Raw genomic sequence first — 14,826 nt, forward strand, 5'->3', positions numbered from 1 at the left:
GCTTGGTCATGATCTCTCCTGATGCGCGGCGATCATCGCCGCTGTCAGGCACAAAAGCCACTTATCGTCCTGTCCAGATTCTCCGGGCCAGCTCTCAACAGAGATTGTCTCGACGGTGGCGTCTTTGCCGACAAACCTGCTCATGGTCTTGTGGGTCGCCCTGAAGAAGACATGCCCGAATTTTTCGGGGGGCAGGTCCTCAATCAGGTCCATCAATGAATCGATTTCTTCGTCCGTCAGAGGCATGGTTAGATCGCCACTCCCTTCTTGCGCGCGTCGGCCAGAATCAGATCCATCGGGATGGCCTGGTTGTACCCCGGGCTCTCGCCCAGTCCGGTCTCGCGACCAGCATGATGCAGGGCGACAAAGCGCAGCGCCGCATCGAAGACCGGCGCGCCCGACGAACCCGGCAGGGTGTTGACGCTGTGGCGGATGCGAGAAACCCCGAGATCGGTCACTGCGCCAATGTCGATCTTCATGGGCTTGCCGCCAGGATGCTGCAAGATGACGAGTCCGCTGTTGACCTTAGGCGCCTCGTCGGGCGGCGCGATGCCGATGAACCCGCGCGGATCGCCGTTGGGCGTGATGGGCTTGCCTCCCAACGTGCTTTCAAGCCGCAGCAGGGCATAGTCGAGACAATCCAGGGCGCTGGTCATCGGGCCTGCATGTTCGTCCTCGGGCGAATGCGGGCTGCTCGCCTCGACCTTGCTAACCTTGACCTCGCAGGACGGCGTGCTAATTCCGGCGCCGATTTTGTCGTCGAAAACACATGTGACGCTCTTGGCCAACCCATGTCCGTCCGCAGCGAGAGCTGTCGCTATGACGTGACGATTGGTCACTACCAGGTCGGCGGCGATCAGCGCCCCGGTTCCGAGGAAGTCGGGGGTGGATACGCGGCAGACCTGAGCTTCCAGGGACGCGAGTTGACCGCGGAACGCGACCACATCCTTGAATGGCGTCTGCTTTCGCGCGAGCAAGGCTTCTAGCGCCGAGCGTCCCTGGTGTTCCGGACCATCGATTTGCGCGAACCCGAGTTCGTCAAGCGCGAGTGCGAAATCTGGAATTCTCGGCCTCGCATCACGGAGCACGACCAGCAACTCCTCGATGGTATTGTGATAGTCATAGTATTGATAAAGCGCGTCAACCTGAGTGGGCCAGAGCGCTGATTGATTGACGAGGCTGTGGTACGGCTGGCCCAGCTTTCGAAATGTGAGGCTCGCCATGCTCTGCGGGTCGAAACTGTCCTCCATGGCTTGGAGGACACGTTCGGCGACAGCGTGTTTAAGCCTCATGCGACCCTCTCCGACACATTTGCTTTTCGATCCGATCAGGCGGGCTGGAACGACCGTTGACGATGTTGTGAGGGCGCACTCCCGTTCCCGTCAGGGACCAATCAAATCGCCCATGGCGAGGCGTCGTCATAATGCGGCTTGTCCGCTCTTACGGAGATGTGAATGTGCTTGTCGTGCGGACTGGCTCCATTGTAAGGGCGCCAGGTCCAGGGCGAGGTCGTGGAGCTGAAAATGCGGCGGTTCCAGATCACGTATTTGACCCGAACGTCCCGCGCGGTCCGCAACGCTTCCGCGAGCTTGTCGGCGCTGAAGCCTCCAGAAGGGTCATTCGTCAGGTCGATGGCGCTGACCACACCGATCCCCCCGTCGACGATCCAGGGATTATGATCGGAATTGCGCGTCGCGTGAGCGGCGTCGCCGATCGCGCCGTCGCTTTTCTTCGAGCGCTGCTGCGCAAGAGCGTTCACCTGATCGCGCAGCTTCAACAACGCCTTGGCGATGCGCCACGGCATCAGCGCTTCAAGGACGTCCGGCGGAATCGCCGGCGACGGCTCGTCCGGATCGACATGGGCGTCTTCGTCGAGGTGGACCCTGGGTTCTTCGTCCACGCCGTAGAGGTCGAGGCCGCGCAAGCTGCCAAACGACGGCGACTCAAGGCCGTCTTGCTGCGCGAGCGCCAGTTTGCGCGCGGCCTTTGCGATCAGTCTTGCGCCATCTGTCTCGATCAGATCGCTGCTGGCGAGGCAAAGGTGGCGGAAGTTGGCGGCGGCCGTCTTCGCCTCGTCCAGTTTTCCCGCGCCGAGCGCTGTGGTGAGAGCATCCCATGCGGTCTTCAGCGCCGGAATCTCCATCCAGTCGTCCCGCTCCGTGAGCTTCTGGATCTCGAAGACGATATAGGGATGGCCGTCGAAGGTTTGGCCCGCGCCGTCGAGCAGCCGACCGTCCTGCGGATCGAGCCGGAAGCCGTCGGTCGGGCCGACTTCATCCGCCGTCGCGCCGATGCTGACCCAGACGCCGGGCTTGAGCGGTTCGAACCCCCGCACCACGCCGCATTCCAGGCTCGCGGCGTCGGAGGCCCCGAACAGCAGGTCCGACGCTTGTTTGAGAGGTCCGATGAACGGTTGCGCCGCCGTGACGAAACCCGATGTGACCGTTTGCGAGAGCTGGCTGATCAGCGACAGGTAGGGAGCGGCCAGATCGCTCGACTTCACCGAGAACAAGGCCACGGAAAGCCGCAAGTCGCCGCGGTAAGGCATGGGCCCGAACAGGGGCCTGTCCACCTGCAGCAGCTTGCCCTGTCCCTTCGGATCGATGTCGCGGAATCCGTCCGGCGCCAGCACGGACTGCCGCTCGATCCGGCTCTGCCCCACGCCTTCGTAAAGCATGCTGGACGTCGCATGGACCGCGCCGTGATAAAGACTCGTCCACCGCCTTCCATTGGCTATGCGGGCGGAGAGCACCCGCACGGCGACGTAGTTTTCGTCCTTGACGATGGGCCCCTCGTCCGGCTGGGGGCGAGGAAGCTGGAACATCAGGTGATTGCGCGTCGGCTCCTCGACAATGGGCTTCAGCCATCCGACCACCCAGGATGCAAGACCTTCCAGCGCCACGGGCGCAGCCGGCGCCATGGAGAAGGACTCCAGCGGCGCGGCGGCCACACGCCCCGCGCCCGACTTGAGTCCCCGCTCGAACAACTCGGCTTCCGCTTCACGTCGAAGCACCAGGCCGCGCAAGTTTGGCAGGCCCGCCCAAATACGCTTCATCGCGCGCAGTTCGCCGGGAATGAGATCGAAGCGCCGGTCGGCCATGTGGTCGCGAATGGCGCGCATTTCGCGATACCTGTCGCCCGGCTTGTTGAACGAAGCCCCGCGATTGTAGGTGAGGGACACCAGCGCGCCGAGGCTGTCCGGATGGAGTTGCGCCGTGTTCGCCAGGGCGCGCTCGGTATGCGCCACGAACTGCGGCAGGGAGACCTTGAAGAACACGCGGTCGGCGACCGCATAGGGCACGGTGATGTCGCGGAACTTTGCGAGGAAACCCGCGGCGGACGGTCCGAGGACCCCGCAACTTGTCGACAGGCGCTTCACCACATCCGCCGCAAGCTCGCCCGCCCAATCCGAAGCCAGAAGGATCGCGCTGACCGTGCCGACGTCATAACCGATGCCGATGGTCACGCCTGAATTTCCGCCCGGCCAGATCGGGTGGGTGTATTTGGCGTTGTAGGCGGCCTCGCTCGAAATCTCCGACGCGATGATGAATGCGGCGGCTTCCTTGGCGATCGGCGTGTTCGATCTCTGCGGCGCGCTCGGAAGTTCGAGCATGTCCGCGTCGTCGCTGTCCCGCTCGGAGGGCGTCGGGCCGGAGCGCAGGGTTTCACCCGCTATTTCATTGATAATTTCGGAGAAATCGCCGGTTGTTTCCGAAGAAGGGTCGCACGCTGCGGAAGACATTAAAGACCTCCAATTATTTGTTCATGGATGCCGATATCGAAAACGAGACTTGCTATCATGAATTGGATTTTGATTGAACATACAATGTATATTGTCAAAAATATTACAACCGTGCGTACGTATCACGATAATTTGAACGCTACGTGAGTTTTCAATTTTGAAAACGACGTCGATGAATCTCAAATTATGCGCTATTGTTGATGTATTGATCGAACTCATGCATCGGCATTCGTGAGCTAGTTACTTATAGTAAGCGCCCAGAGCGCGGATTTGGCGCGCTTTTTTCAATAGAAATTGGATATCTTTGGTGAGTCGATGAGCCCAGGGGTCGAGCCAACATTGCTTTCCGCACCCGAGCAACAGAAGCTCGTGAAGATGCTCTCGCAAGCGGTCGATCTCCATCAACTGGAAAGTTACGTGTTCCTCGCCACGGGCGACCGGCTGTTCGTCGCCTTCGTCGGTGAAGGACAGCCGCTGAAAGTCACGCTGGAAAAGCTGATCGAAGCCCTTGAGCTCGTTCCCATCACCAAGGAATTCCTGCGCGTTGTCTATCAGAACAAACCTTATCAGACCGCGTTGCGCGCCTATATCGTCTCGCTTTTCCCCGAGATCGCCGGCGGATCGATGCAGGTCGCGCCCACGCTCGAATTCCAGCAAGAGGGCGGACTTATTCGCGACAAGAGCGGCCAGCCCAGCCTGGAGCGCTTCGTCAAGCCGCGACTGAAGGCGATCGACGCCCAGGTCTGGCTGGCGAAATTCGAGACGATCAAGCGGCAGGTCTGCCGCGTGGAGGCGCTGGAGCAGCCGCTGGGAACCGGCTTCCTGATCGGTCCGCAAACGGTTCTGACGAACTGGCATGTCGCCGAGGCGGCCCGAAAGGCCGGCGTGGCCGGCAAATTGGCCTGCCGATTCGATTATGCGCGAATGAGCGACAACAGCATCGACGCCGGAATCGTGGTCCCCGTCGCCGAGATCGCCCTGGAGCGGCCTTGCAGCGACGCGGAGACCACGAGCCAGCCCGACGCGCCGCCGCCCCAGCCGCAACAGCTCGATTTCGCGGCGCTCAACCTTTCCACCTCGCAACGGGACCGCGGCTACCAAAAACTCGCGCCGCCGCCCCCGGTCGCGAAGGGCGATCCGCTGATCATCGTGCAGCATCCCGATGGCGAACCGCTGCGTTTCGCCATCGACACGGACGCGGTCATCGGACTGATGCACGACGGACTGCGTCTGCGCTACAGCACCAACACGGCGCCGGGGTCGTCGGGGTCCCCGTGTTTCAACATGGATTGGAATTTGCTCGCGCTGCATCACCTGGGCGATCCCCTGCACGGGCCGGCGAGCTACAACCAGGGCGTTCCCATCGGCTTGATCCGCGACGCGATCGTCGCGGGCGGTCTCGGCGCCTTGCTTGGAGGATAGCCTATGACTCCGTTCAACCTGGAAGCCGCGCAGATGGAGCAGTTGCGCAAACAGGTGTCGAGCTGCTGCGACGAGAGCGACGTCAAGGCGGTCATCGACCTGTATCCGGGCGCCCTGACGCAATCCGATGTCTGGGTTTCCGGCAAGCCGCTGGACGAACAGTTGAACGGGTGTCTGGAAAAAATCGGATTGGAGAACAAGGATTTCGCGGCTTCATTCCTGCTCCGCCTCATCGAGAGAAAATGGAGCGAGGAGAAATTGCGCCGCAGCGTCATGGACAAGGCGCCAAGCGTCTTCCATCCGCCTCGGGGCTTCGACGACGACATTGAGGCGCTGATGACGGCGCTGAGCGCAATGCTCGACCGTCTTGCTCCGCAGCCGCGTTTCGGCGATCTCGGCGACGACAACGTTTTCCGACAGTTCTGCAAGGCCCGGGACGCGCTCGAAGGCATCAGCAAAGCCTTGAACCAGCTCGCGGCGCTCAAGAATGTCCACGACGCCCTGCACATGATGCAGGTGGCGGGCGCGCCGGTGCTGGACCTCCTCAAGGTCGGCGCGGACGCGCCTGCCGATATCATGCCTCCTCTTTGCGGGCGGGTGCGGCGCGCCGCCAACGCCGCGTTGAGTGCGGAACTGTCCCCGGCGCAGGCCGAGCAATTGAATAGCCTGAAAGCCGCGCTGGACGATGCGGAGGATTGGCTCTCGCGGGCCGACGCCAATGAGCGCGCCTTTGGTCTGGCCAAGGCGCGCGCTCTGCTGTTGCGCGAGCTAAGATCCGCCGACGAGGCGATGTTTGCGGTCTCCCGCGATTTCAACGTGCGGCTGTTCAGTTCGACCTTCAACATGACTCCCGCGACCCCCGAAATCCAGGCGGCTTTGATCGCGGCGGTCGATCTCGCGGATACGCTGAGGCGGCGGCTGATGGAACATTCCTACTGGCAGCAAATCGATCTGCGCCTGACCGCCCTCGAACAGACGTTGGCGCAACCGCTCGGCGCGCCGCTCGACGAGTTGAAGGCGCTCGGCTTCCTGAAGGCCGAATTGCGGGGCCTCTCGAACGATCGGCTGATCGACGACGCCGCGTCGCAGATGAACATGGCGGTGCTGCGTCACCTTGGCGCCACCGCGCCGGACGTGCGCGCGGATGTCCAACGGCAGCAGGAAACCTATGCGGGGATGCGCGCGGCCTTTTGCACGCTGCGCAACGCCGCGCGCTCGGCCTTTCTGAAGGTCGATCAGTCCCTGAAATACGACTTCGCCCAACTGCTCGCGTTGAGAGCGCCGCTGGAAGACGTTCTCCAACGCGTGCCTCCGGAGTGCAATCTGATGGTGTCGCCATGAACCCGACTGCGGACGAGGACGCGGGGCTGGCCGAACTGGCCCGCCGCAACCAGGAGCTTCTCAGCCGGGCCGGGACCGACGACGTCCCGGATTCTGACCTTGAGCGTTTCATCGCGGACATCACCGGGGCCGGCGCGCGATGCGCCCCTGGTCCCGCACGGGATTCGCTCCGAAACATGCTCTATTTCTGGACGAGCGAGCTGACGGCGCGCAGCGGCGCCAGCGAGTCGTCGCTTCCCAAACTGGCGGCCTATCGCGAATCGTCGCCGCCGCATGCCCGTCCGAGCGGCGGCGAGGATGAGAACGCCACCCGCACCCGGCAAATTCTGCAGATCGCGGCCTTGGCGCGCCAGTGGAAGACGGCGCCCGACGACAAGCGCCGCGGTTATCTCCTGGCGGATGAAGCGCTCGAAACCGCGCGCGGATTCGTCGACGACGACCCGGATATTCGCGACCTCGTGCGGGCAAGCGACGATTCCGAGAAAAACAAAAGTTCACGTCGCAGGCTATACGTAAGTATCGTGGCCAGTGTCTTTATCGCATTGGCTATGTTTGCAATCTTTATCCACCGCGAAGCGCTGCACTCTAAACGAGAAGCGGAATATGCTTTTCAAGAGGCGCAAAATGCCATGTCTTATTACCTGAGATTAGAGAATGTAAAAAGGGAATTTAAAGCAGAAGTTGAGAGGGTGGTCGACGGCTTGTCGGAAGATAATATTGATCCACTCCGGAAATTTCTTGAGAAAAATGGTAGTGCAAACATCGAACTCATGAATCGCCTGACACTCGGGCCAGCGCCTGCTGCGTCGCCGAACTCGTCCACCGTTTCGCTCAAATTCGACACCAGCCTGGAGAAAGAGTTACGCGGCTTCGGCCAGTGCAACGGGTATATTTGGCTTGGCAGCGATAGCGACCCCCGCTTTGTCGGCGGGCAAAAGCCCAGCGAAGTCAAGCCCGGCCAATCCATCACCGTCGATGCCCGCGATTGGCTGGCTCTCCGCTCCGCTTTTCCGGACAACAAGACCTACGCGCTTAACTCGCAGATCGGAACCGTGCCCGCGGGAGCGACCGTGACGATCAATGGCGACCCAAAGGGATATATCCGAACGACAAAGGGTGGCGCGATGGTCAATCAGATCTGGGCGCCGGTGTCGGTTCCATCCATGTTCTGCGCGACAGTGTTTGTCCAATATTTCGGCGACGACCCCGCCAAGGCCGATGCGCTTGCCGCCGCGATCGGCGCGACCGGAGCGCAGGCGCCTCCCCGCGAGAAACTGGCGAGCGCGAAAGGCCTCTCGGAAATCCGTTATTTCTTCGACGCGGACCGGAAGCTGGCCGAGTTCATCGCCAAGCGGCTGAACCCGCCTGTCCAGGCGAGAACGATTTCCGTCAAGGACCTCACCGATTTTCCGAACAAGCCGAAGCCGGGAACGCTCGAACTCTGGATTGACCTGACCGGAAGCTGATCTGGTTCATCGAAAGCGGGGCAGGGGGGAGACGCCATGGACAAGGTCGAAAAAGCCAAACGTCTGAAGAACATGCTCTCGCAGGTTTCGCCGGGGGGCGCCCTCGAAAACCTGCGGCCGTCCGGCGGCGGGCTTGAGGGATTTGCCCGGCCCGACGATGCCCGCGCGAAGATCGACAGGGGTCTCGAAAAACTCGCGGAGGACCGTCACGAGGACCTGTCGAACGAGGAAATGTTCGGCCTCGAAGCCATAGTGATGAAGGAGAACCGGCCGGCCGTCTTCGTCCGGAACGGCACATATGATCCCTTGCCGGACGCCGCGTGGCTCGCGCTGAACGACCAGGCGGTGCGGGAGCGGATCGACCCGCTGCTGCCGCTGATCGGGCGGATCGAACTGCCGCCTCCGGCCGTCACCCCTTATGTCGGCACCGGCTTTGTTGTCGGACCCGGACTGATGATGACAAACCGGCACGTCGCGCGGGTGTTCGCCGACGGCGTCGGCCTCGATATCCGCTTCACGCCGGGCGACGCCTCCATCAATTTCGGACGCGAGGTCGATGAGACGCCCCAAACGCGGAAAATCGATCTCAAGGTCGCCGGCGTCGAAATGATCCATCCCTATTGGGACATGGCCCTTCTGAAAGTCGATGGGCTGCCAAGCGGGAATGGGTTGCCTCTCTCGATTGAAAAACCGGAGAACCTCTTCGACGAGGACGTCGTCGTCATCGGCTATCCCGCGCGGGACGACCGCAATGATCTCGCCGTGCAGGACAAGATCTTCGACGGCCAGTATTTCGTGAAGCGCCTCGCGCCGGGCAAGGTCCGGGAGCGCGCCTCGGTGCAGAGCTTCGCCAACAAGGTGAATGCGCTGATTCACAACGCTTCGACGCTCGGCGGCAATTCGGGCTCGGCGGTGGTTTGCGTCAAGACGGGCAAGGTGATCGCGCTGCATTTCGCCGGCGTCTATCTCGTCGCCAATTACGCCGTGCCCATGTACGAACTTGCGCGCGACCGGCGGCTGGAAAAACTCAATTTCGACGGCGTTGCGCCGAAGACGACCGACTGGGACTTCGCCTGGGGCTCGACCGAAAAGGTCGCAGCGCCCGTCGCGCATTCCACCCCTTCGCCAAACCTGCAAAGCGTCGCGCCCTCGTCGCAGGCGCGGGTTCCGGCGCCTGTCGCGCAAGGCGGGCCGGGGGAGGCGCGCTGGATCATTCCAATCCAAATCAGCATTTCGGTGGGCCAGCCCTCCCAAGCCTCCCCGGAAGCAGGACGTTTTTCACCCGCGCCCCTCGAATTGGAGACGGAGGAGGGCGTCGTCGTCGATCAGGATTACAGCAACCGTCCCGGCTACGACCCGGAGTTCCTCCAGAGCGTTTCGGTTCCTCTTCCCCGGCTCACGCCGGACATGGCGACCAACACCGCTCTGGTCTCCGAGCGCTACCGCGTCCACGACGATCCCCACGAACTCGCCTATTACCATTACAGCGTCTACATGAACAAACGCCGGCGGACGGCATGGTTTTCCGCGGCCAATGTCGACGGCGACCGCCGTCCGGCGATCGGCAAGCGCGAGGGCGACCGGTGGTATTCGGACACGCGCATCCACAAGACCGAGCAATTGAGCCAGGTCGCTTTCGAACACGGAATCGACCGCGGCCATCTCACGCGGCGCGAAGACACGGCCTGGGGCGACGACGTCGACAGCGCGCTCAGGGCCAATAACGACACGTTTCATTTCACGAATTGCTCGCTCCAGGCTTCGCCCTTCAACCGCGGCAAGGACCGCTGGCAAGGCCTGGAGCAGTTTCTGCTCGAAAAACACGCGAAGAAGGACTCGCGGCGCATGATCGTCATGACCGGGCCGATCTTCGCCGCCAACGACCCCGTCTACCAGAATGAAGACATGGACTATGCAGTGCTTTGTCCCCTCGAATTCTGGAAGGTCTGCGTGCTGGTGCGGGAAGACGGCTCGCCCTCGGCGACGGCCTTCGTGCTCGGACAAAGCGACATTCGCGACTTGCCCGGGTTCGAGGCGGTCTTCGACATCGCCGCCACCCAGATGACGATCGAGGCGCTCGAAGGCAAGACGGGCCTGGATTTCGGCGACCTCAAGCACCACGACCACTTCGCCGGGGGCGGAGCGCCCGGCACGCTCGAACTTCCTGCCGGCGCCGGAGGAAAGCCGCGCAAAGGCAAGATCATCCGCAGCGGCGCGGACATCGTCGTCTAGCCGCAGGAGACCGTTGCAAAACATATGTGTTCCTCTGGAGGTGCTTGCCATGACTGCGCCAGCCGAATGTCTGCAAACCAAGGAATTCAACCTGACCACCGCTGTCTTTCTGGCGGAGGCCTGCGCGGCGGCGTACGATCCAGCCAAGGCGAAAAGTTTCGCCGGCGGAACCGGCCTGGCGAATTTCACAGCCATCGATTCGTTCAACGTCCAGGGATTCTGGTGCGCCGACGAAAAGTCGGCGCTGCTCGCCTTTCGCGGAACAAGCAACATCGGCCAATGGATCAGGGATGTGCGCGTCCTTCCGGCGCCATACGACTGGGGCTGGGTGCATCTTGGTTTCGTGCGAGGGATCGAAGCCATCGAAGCACAACTGGAAGCATTCGACGCGCTGGCGAAGACGCGGGAATTCGTATGGATTACCGGCCACAGCCTCGGCGGCGCCCTCGCGGTGATCGCCGCCGCTCGCGCCAAAATCCGCAAGCTCTACGATGCCCGGCTCTACACTTACGGCCAACCGGCGGTCAGTTTCGCGGATTTCGCCAAGAGGTTCGACCAGGAATTGCCGGGCCGGCTGTGGCGCCTGATCAACCAGGTCGACATCGTGCCCCGCGTGCCGCCATTCTACCAGCATTGCGGGACGCCAAAACACATCACGAGCCCCGGAGTCCTCGAAGCCATTGCGGGGCTTGAGGCGTCACGGGCGGAATCCTTTCCGGCGCCGCGCCGCTACACCCGCGAGGAAACGCTCGACCACATTATCCGTTCGCCCGCGCAAACCGGGCTTGAAAGCGTCCAAGCGAACACGATTGTCCAGGAGAACGACCCGCCGCAGTTGAACGCCATCGAGTTTGGACGCCTGCAAGTCGCACTCGGCGCCGCGGAGCCGCCGGGGCTTGAGGGCGCGCCGCTCGAAGGCGCAATTCCCTTTTTCGCAGATCACCAGATCTCTGAATATATCCGCCTTTTGCAAGAGCTCCGTGACCGGCCATCAAGCTGACCTCCGATCATCTATTGAGATCAATTGGTGGCGACGGGACATTTACCCAAGTGTGGTGTCGGTGGTTGCGGGTCCCCGCAACCAAACACACAGCCCCGGACGCGAAAGCCTCCGGGGTTGTTTCATTTGGCGCAATGCTCAGACGCGAATGAAATCCTTGATCGCCGGATCGGCTGATAGCGCCTCAAGGTCTTCCGAGCTTGGCAATTGCGGTCGGTCTCGTTCGCGCGCGACCACGCAGAAGAAGCCGAGTGGCTCTGTCCCCGTCGCGCGGAACTGATGCCAGGTCTGCGGGGGAATGATGACGGCATCCAGTGGCGTGACGGCGGAAACTTCGCCGCCGACGAGGCAATGGCCGCCGCCGCGGCCGATCAAGACGAGGTGCGCGTGCTCGTGTCGCTCCAGCGTCGAATGGCCGCCAGGCGCGACCTCGAAATAACGCAGTTCCGCGAACAGACCGGGAAAAGCTTTGGACAGCACTTGCCGAGTGACCTGCTTGAAATGGGTTCCCTCTTCCTTGTAGGCGAGCCGATGAACGCCATCCCATTCGAAATGGCCGTTATGGCGGACAATTCCTGTCATGATGCAAGCTCCCTGGACACGCTGGCGACCTCAGCGACGAAGTCCTTGGCGCGCTGGACGACGTCGCCGGTTTCCAACAGGCTGCCGCCAACAAGAAGCATCGTATCGCTCCCGTAAAACGACAGGATCTCGCGCACCCGGTTTGTCCGGATCCCGCCCGCCGGTACGGGCAGTGCAGGCTTGAGGCCGTGCGCGGAGGACGTGAGCCGCCGCGCGAGCGAGGCGCAGGTTTCCCGGCTATAGCTGAAACGCCCGCCCAGATGCGGATAGATCGACGCATCCGCCCCGAACCATTTGAAAATGGCGCCGAAAAGGACGTCTGGGGCGATCCAGTCCCACCCGCCAAAGGCGGGATGGGCGATGATCGGCAGCGCCGCATCGCTGGCGAGTTCGTGGAGGAGGGCAGGGCCCACCAGCATGGGCGCCAGCAGGACGGCGCCGGCGCCTGCCTCGCGCGCGAAAGCGAATTGCCGCACGACGCTGGAGGGCGAACCGATCAGGTTCGGCGCGTAAATGCTCCGGCCGCCCGTCTCGGCATTGGCTCTTTCGACCGCGCGCTGGCAAAGCTCGACACGTTGTTCGAACCGGCAGAAATCGTGGTCTGCGAGGCCGTGATCGTCCTTGATGATGTCTATGCCCGCGACGGCGAAATCATGGGCCAGGGCCGCGAGTCCGTCCGGCGGCAGGCCCATGGGTTTCAGCGCGGTCGCCGTGAGGGCCCGGTTCTGGGCGCCGAGTTTTTGGCGCAAGGCGTCCGCGCCGAAACGCGGGCCCTTGAACGTCTCGAACAAGGCGGCGGGCGGCTCGATCTCGACGAGTTTGACGTCGGGTTGCAACGAGGAATTGCCGAAGGCGACGTTGAGAAATTGCGCGGGGGCCAGCGCCGTCGTCCGCAGAGGCTGGGCGATGGCCACGAGGAATCCGCCGTCGTCGTGCGGCTCAATCGACAGGACCTCGCCGATGATGTTTTGCCGAACCCAGGCGTTTGTCGCCGCGGCGCGCGGAAGCTCGACCGTCTGCTCCAGCAGCAGCGTCTCCGCGCGCGCGTCGATGTCCCCGGCGTCGGCGGCGACGTGGTAGTGGAAAACGACAGCGCTCATCACGGTCTCATTGGCTGATGCGTGGCGCGGATCGTGAGCAAAAGGGCACACCACGTCGCTATCGCAAAGACTATAATATTTGTCGACAAAAACGCATCAAGTCCTTTGACGTGTTGGAGCCGAGGCATCATTCCGATCTAAGTTCGTCGTTGTTTCCCGCCGCGTGGCGCATTGCATAGTGACCGGGCCTTGCCGAAACAGGGCGGAGCGGTCTGAGTTCGCGGGATCGTCGGGCTTCGGTTTGCCCGTCGCGGCCCGGATGGGCTCGACGATCGGGCCCGTGCGAATGCTGGGGAACGAAAGGCTTTTTGTTAAGCAGGAGAATTAGCGGCCTATTGAGATTTCCTGAGCATGATTTGGATCAATTCTTTCAAACATCGACGGACAATCGAAGAATGCCGGAAGTCTCGGACAAGGGGGCAAGCACGTCTCCGGACCTCGGAAAGGCGGCTGCGTCGGGGGTCGCGTGGACACTTGTGCTGAATATCGGCAGCCGCGTGGTGACGCTGCTGAGCCAGCTCGTCCTGGCGAAACTGCTCGCGCCCGCCGAGTTCGGCATTCTGGGGTTGGCCTATACGATCACCTTTTTCTTCAGCGGTCTGACCAGCTTCGGCATCGAAGACGTTTTTCAACAACGTCACACAAGAATGCGCTATTGGGCCACGCAGGCCTTTGCGCTCAGTCTCGGCGCGGCCACGCTGGGGGCGCTGGCGATGGCGGTCTACGCCCCGATCGGGGCGAAATTCTATCATGACGACAAAGTCGCGCTTCTCGTTTGGATCGTCGCGATCAGCCTTCCGATCACGGCGTTGTCCACCGTGCCGCAGGCCAATTTGAAGACGATGCTCAGGTTCAAGTTCCTGGCTGTCTATGGCTCGGCGGAAATGGTGGCGACGCAGCTCCTGATGATTGTCTTCGCCTTGTGCGGCCTGGGGGCCGTCAGCTTCGTGCTGCCCTTGCCGATCCTGGCGATCGTGCGCGCCGTGGTGATGTGGCGCACCGCGCCGATGGCCTTGCGTCCCTTTCGCGTGTCGAAAGGCGCACGCCGCATGCTCAGGCGTGGCGCGAGCGTGTTCGGCCTCACCATGGTCTATGTCTGCATCAGCCAGGGCGATTTCATTACGCTGGGATTGCTGGCGACGCCAGCCGTCGTCGGAACCTATTACTTCGCCTACCGAATCGTGTCGCAGCCCGTGCTGATGCTGGCCTCGAACTTCACCGGCGTCCTGCGCCCCGCCCTGGTCACATTGAACTTCGAACCGGCGAGGCAGCGGGACATCGCGTTCAAAATGGCGCAATTCCTGGGGCTGGTCACGGTCCCCGTGTGTGTCATGCAGGCTGCTGTGGCCGAGCCGGGGCTGCAACTCGTTCTGGGCGCGCGCTGGATGGAATCGGTTCCGCTCATCCAGATTCTCAGCATCGGTCTTCCTCTGGACGCCGCCTCATGGGCGGCGGGTTGTCTTCTCGAGGCGCGCGGAGGTTTTTCACGGCTTCTTGGATACCGTTGCGTCAGTGCGCCCTTCTTCTTCATCTTTGTCGGGCTTGGCGCGATCATGGGATCCGCCGTCGGCGTCGCCATCGGGGTCACTTTATACCATATCCTGAATTCGATTTATCTGACTTTGATCGTTTTCCTTAGAGAGGGGATCGGCGTCCGGCGCATTCTCGCCTGCTTCTATGTCCCGGTTGTTCTGGCCGGAACCACCATTGGCGCGGCCTATGCTTTGTCGCAGGCGCCGATCTTCAGCGGCAGGCTGATCCTGCAGATCGCTGTCGTCGTCGTGTTCGGCGGGAGCGGCTATCTTTTGGCGGTCCGACATTGGGCGCCGCAGATTTATGGCGATGTCCGCGACCGGCTCCTTCGCATGTTGCCGATCGAGCGCCTTGTTTCGCGCGGGTTGAGCTTCGGCCGCGCCAGAACCTGACGGGGGCGCTCAACGC

At 62.2% G+C, this 14,826-nt stretch carries 11 protein-coding genes; 6 read left to right on the top strand and 5 right to left on the bottom strand.

Annotated elements, in window-relative coordinates; all coding sequences use genetic code 11:
- Positions 1-6: 6 nt before the first annotated feature.
- The 3 genes from M2320_RS18430 to M2320_RS18440 all read right to left on the bottom strand — a co-directional run bounded on the left by M2320_RS18430 (position 7) and on the right by M2320_RS18440 (position 3,742).
- The gene (locus M2320_RS18430) at positions 7-246 is read right to left on the bottom strand and encodes a hypothetical protein (RefSeq protein ID WP_264598525.1); all 240 of its coding nucleotides are present in this window, start codon (positions 244-246) and stop codon (positions 7-9) included.
- A gap of 2 nt (positions 247-248) precedes the next feature.
- Complete coding sequence (locus M2320_RS18435; protein WP_264598526.1) at positions 249-1,292, bottom strand: trypsin-like serine peptidase; 1,044 nt, start codon at positions 1,290-1,292, stop codon at positions 249-251.
- Positions 1,293-1,393: 101 nt separating this feature from the next.
- A complete protein-coding gene (locus tag M2320_RS18440) occupies positions 1,394-3,742 on the bottom strand; it encodes a hypothetical protein (protein ID WP_264598527.1) in 2,349 nt (782 codons plus the stop codon).
- A gap of 375 nt (positions 3,743-4,117) precedes the next feature.
- Between M2320_RS18440 and M2320_RS18445 the strand changes: the two genes are divergently transcribed.
- The 5 genes from M2320_RS18445 to M2320_RS18465 are packed head-to-tail and all read left to right on the top strand — an operon-like array spanning position 4,118 to position 11,203.
- Positions 4,118-5,164 carry a trypsin-like serine peptidase gene (locus M2320_RS18445; protein WP_264598528.1) on the top strand — a complete coding sequence of 349 codons (1,047 nt, stop codon included), beginning with the start codon at positions 4,118-4,120 and terminating at the stop codon, positions 5,162-5,164.
- Positions 5,165-5,167: 3 nt separating this feature from the next.
- Positions 5,168-6,505 carry a hypothetical protein gene (locus tag M2320_RS18450; RefSeq protein ID WP_264598529.1) on the top strand — a complete coding sequence of 446 codons (1,338 nt, stop codon included), beginning with the start codon at positions 5,168-5,170 and terminating at the stop codon, positions 6,503-6,505.
- On the top strand, positions 6,502-7,971 hold the full coding sequence (locus M2320_RS18455) for a hypothetical protein (protein WP_264598530.1): 1,470 nt from the start codon (positions 6,502-6,504) through the stop codon (positions 7,969-7,971). The genes M2320_RS18450 and M2320_RS18455 overlap by 4 nt, the downstream gene beginning before the upstream one ends.
- Positions 7,972-8,007: 36 nt before the next feature.
- Positions 8,008-10,203 (top strand): DNA/RNA non-specific endonuclease, encoded by a 2,196-nt coding sequence (locus tag M2320_RS18460; protein WP_264598531.1) that lies wholly within the window; start codon positions 8,008-8,010, stop codon positions 10,201-10,203.
- A gap of 49 nt (positions 10,204-10,252) precedes the next feature.
- Complete coding sequence (locus M2320_RS18465; protein WP_264598532.1) at positions 10,253-11,203, top strand: lipase family protein; 951 nt, start codon at positions 10,253-10,255, stop codon at positions 11,201-11,203.
- A gap of 138 nt (positions 11,204-11,341) precedes the next feature.
- On the opposite strand, the gene M2320_RS18470 is transcribed toward M2320_RS18465, so the two are convergent.
- Positions 11,342-11,785 carry a cupin domain-containing protein gene (locus tag M2320_RS18470; RefSeq protein ID WP_264598533.1) on the bottom strand — a complete coding sequence of 148 codons (444 nt, stop codon included), beginning with the start codon at positions 11,783-11,785 and terminating at the stop codon, positions 11,342-11,344.
- On the bottom strand, positions 11,782-12,885 hold the full coding sequence (locus M2320_RS18475) for a RuBisCO large subunit C-terminal-like domain-containing protein (protein ID WP_264598534.1): 1,104 nt from the start codon (positions 12,883-12,885) through the stop codon (positions 11,782-11,784). Before M2320_RS18475 ends, M2320_RS18470 begins: the two co-directional genes overlap by 4 nt.
- 395 nt (positions 12,886-13,280) lie before the next feature.
- Between M2320_RS18475 and M2320_RS18480 the strand changes: the two genes are divergently transcribed.
- Positions 13,281-14,810: an oligosaccharide flippase family protein gene (locus tag M2320_RS18480; RefSeq protein WP_264598535.1), complete on the top strand. Its 1,530-nt coding sequence runs from the start codon at positions 13,281-13,283 to the stop codon at positions 14,808-14,810.
- Positions 14,811-14,826 lie beyond the last annotated feature (16 nt).

The organism is Rhodoblastus acidophilus (assembly GCF_025961575.1).
Lineage (GTDB): Bacteria > Pseudomonadota > Alphaproteobacteria > Rhizobiales > Beijerinckiaceae > Rhodoblastus > Rhodoblastus acidophilus_C.

Excerpts from the sequence above, each read along its gene's own strand:
- M2320_RS18430 (WP_264598525.1), bottom strand. The coding sequence starts at position 246 with ATGCCTCTGACGGACGAAGAAATCGATTCATTGATGGACCTGATTGAG.
- M2320_RS18435 (WP_264598526.1), bottom strand. The coding sequence starts at position 1,292 with ATGAGGCTTAAACACGCTGTCGCCGAACGTGTCCTCCAAGCCATGGAG.
- M2320_RS18440 (WP_264598527.1), bottom strand. The coding sequence starts at position 3,742 with ATGTCTTCCGCAGCGTGCGACCCTTCTTCGGAAACAACCGGCGATTTC.
- M2320_RS18445 (WP_264598528.1), top strand. The coding sequence starts at position 4,118 with ATGCTCTCGCAAGCGGTCGATCTCCATCAACTGGAAAGTTACGTGTTC.
- M2320_RS18450 (WP_264598529.1), top strand. The coding sequence starts at position 5,168 with ATGACTCCGTTCAACCTGGAAGCCGCGCAGATGGAGCAGTTGCGCAAA.
- M2320_RS18455 (WP_264598530.1), top strand. The coding sequence starts at position 6,502 with ATGAACCCGACTGCGGACGAGGACGCGGGGCTGGCCGAACTGGCCCGC.
- M2320_RS18460 (WP_264598531.1), top strand. The coding sequence starts at position 8,008 with ATGGACAAGGTCGAAAAAGCCAAACGTCTGAAGAACATGCTCTCGCAG.
- M2320_RS18465 (WP_264598532.1), top strand. The coding sequence starts at position 10,253 with ATGACTGCGCCAGCCGAATGTCTGCAAACCAAGGAATTCAACCTGACC.
- M2320_RS18470 (WP_264598533.1), bottom strand. The coding sequence starts at position 11,785 with ATGACAGGAATTGTCCGCCATAACGGCCATTTCGAATGGGATGGCGTT.
- M2320_RS18475 (WP_264598534.1), bottom strand. The coding sequence starts at position 12,885 with ATGAGCGCTGTCGTTTTCCACTACCACGTCGCCGCCGACGCCGGGGAC.
- M2320_RS18480 (WP_264598535.1), top strand. The coding sequence starts at position 13,281 with ATGCCGGAAGTCTCGGACAAGGGGGCAAGCACGTCTCCGGACCTCGGA.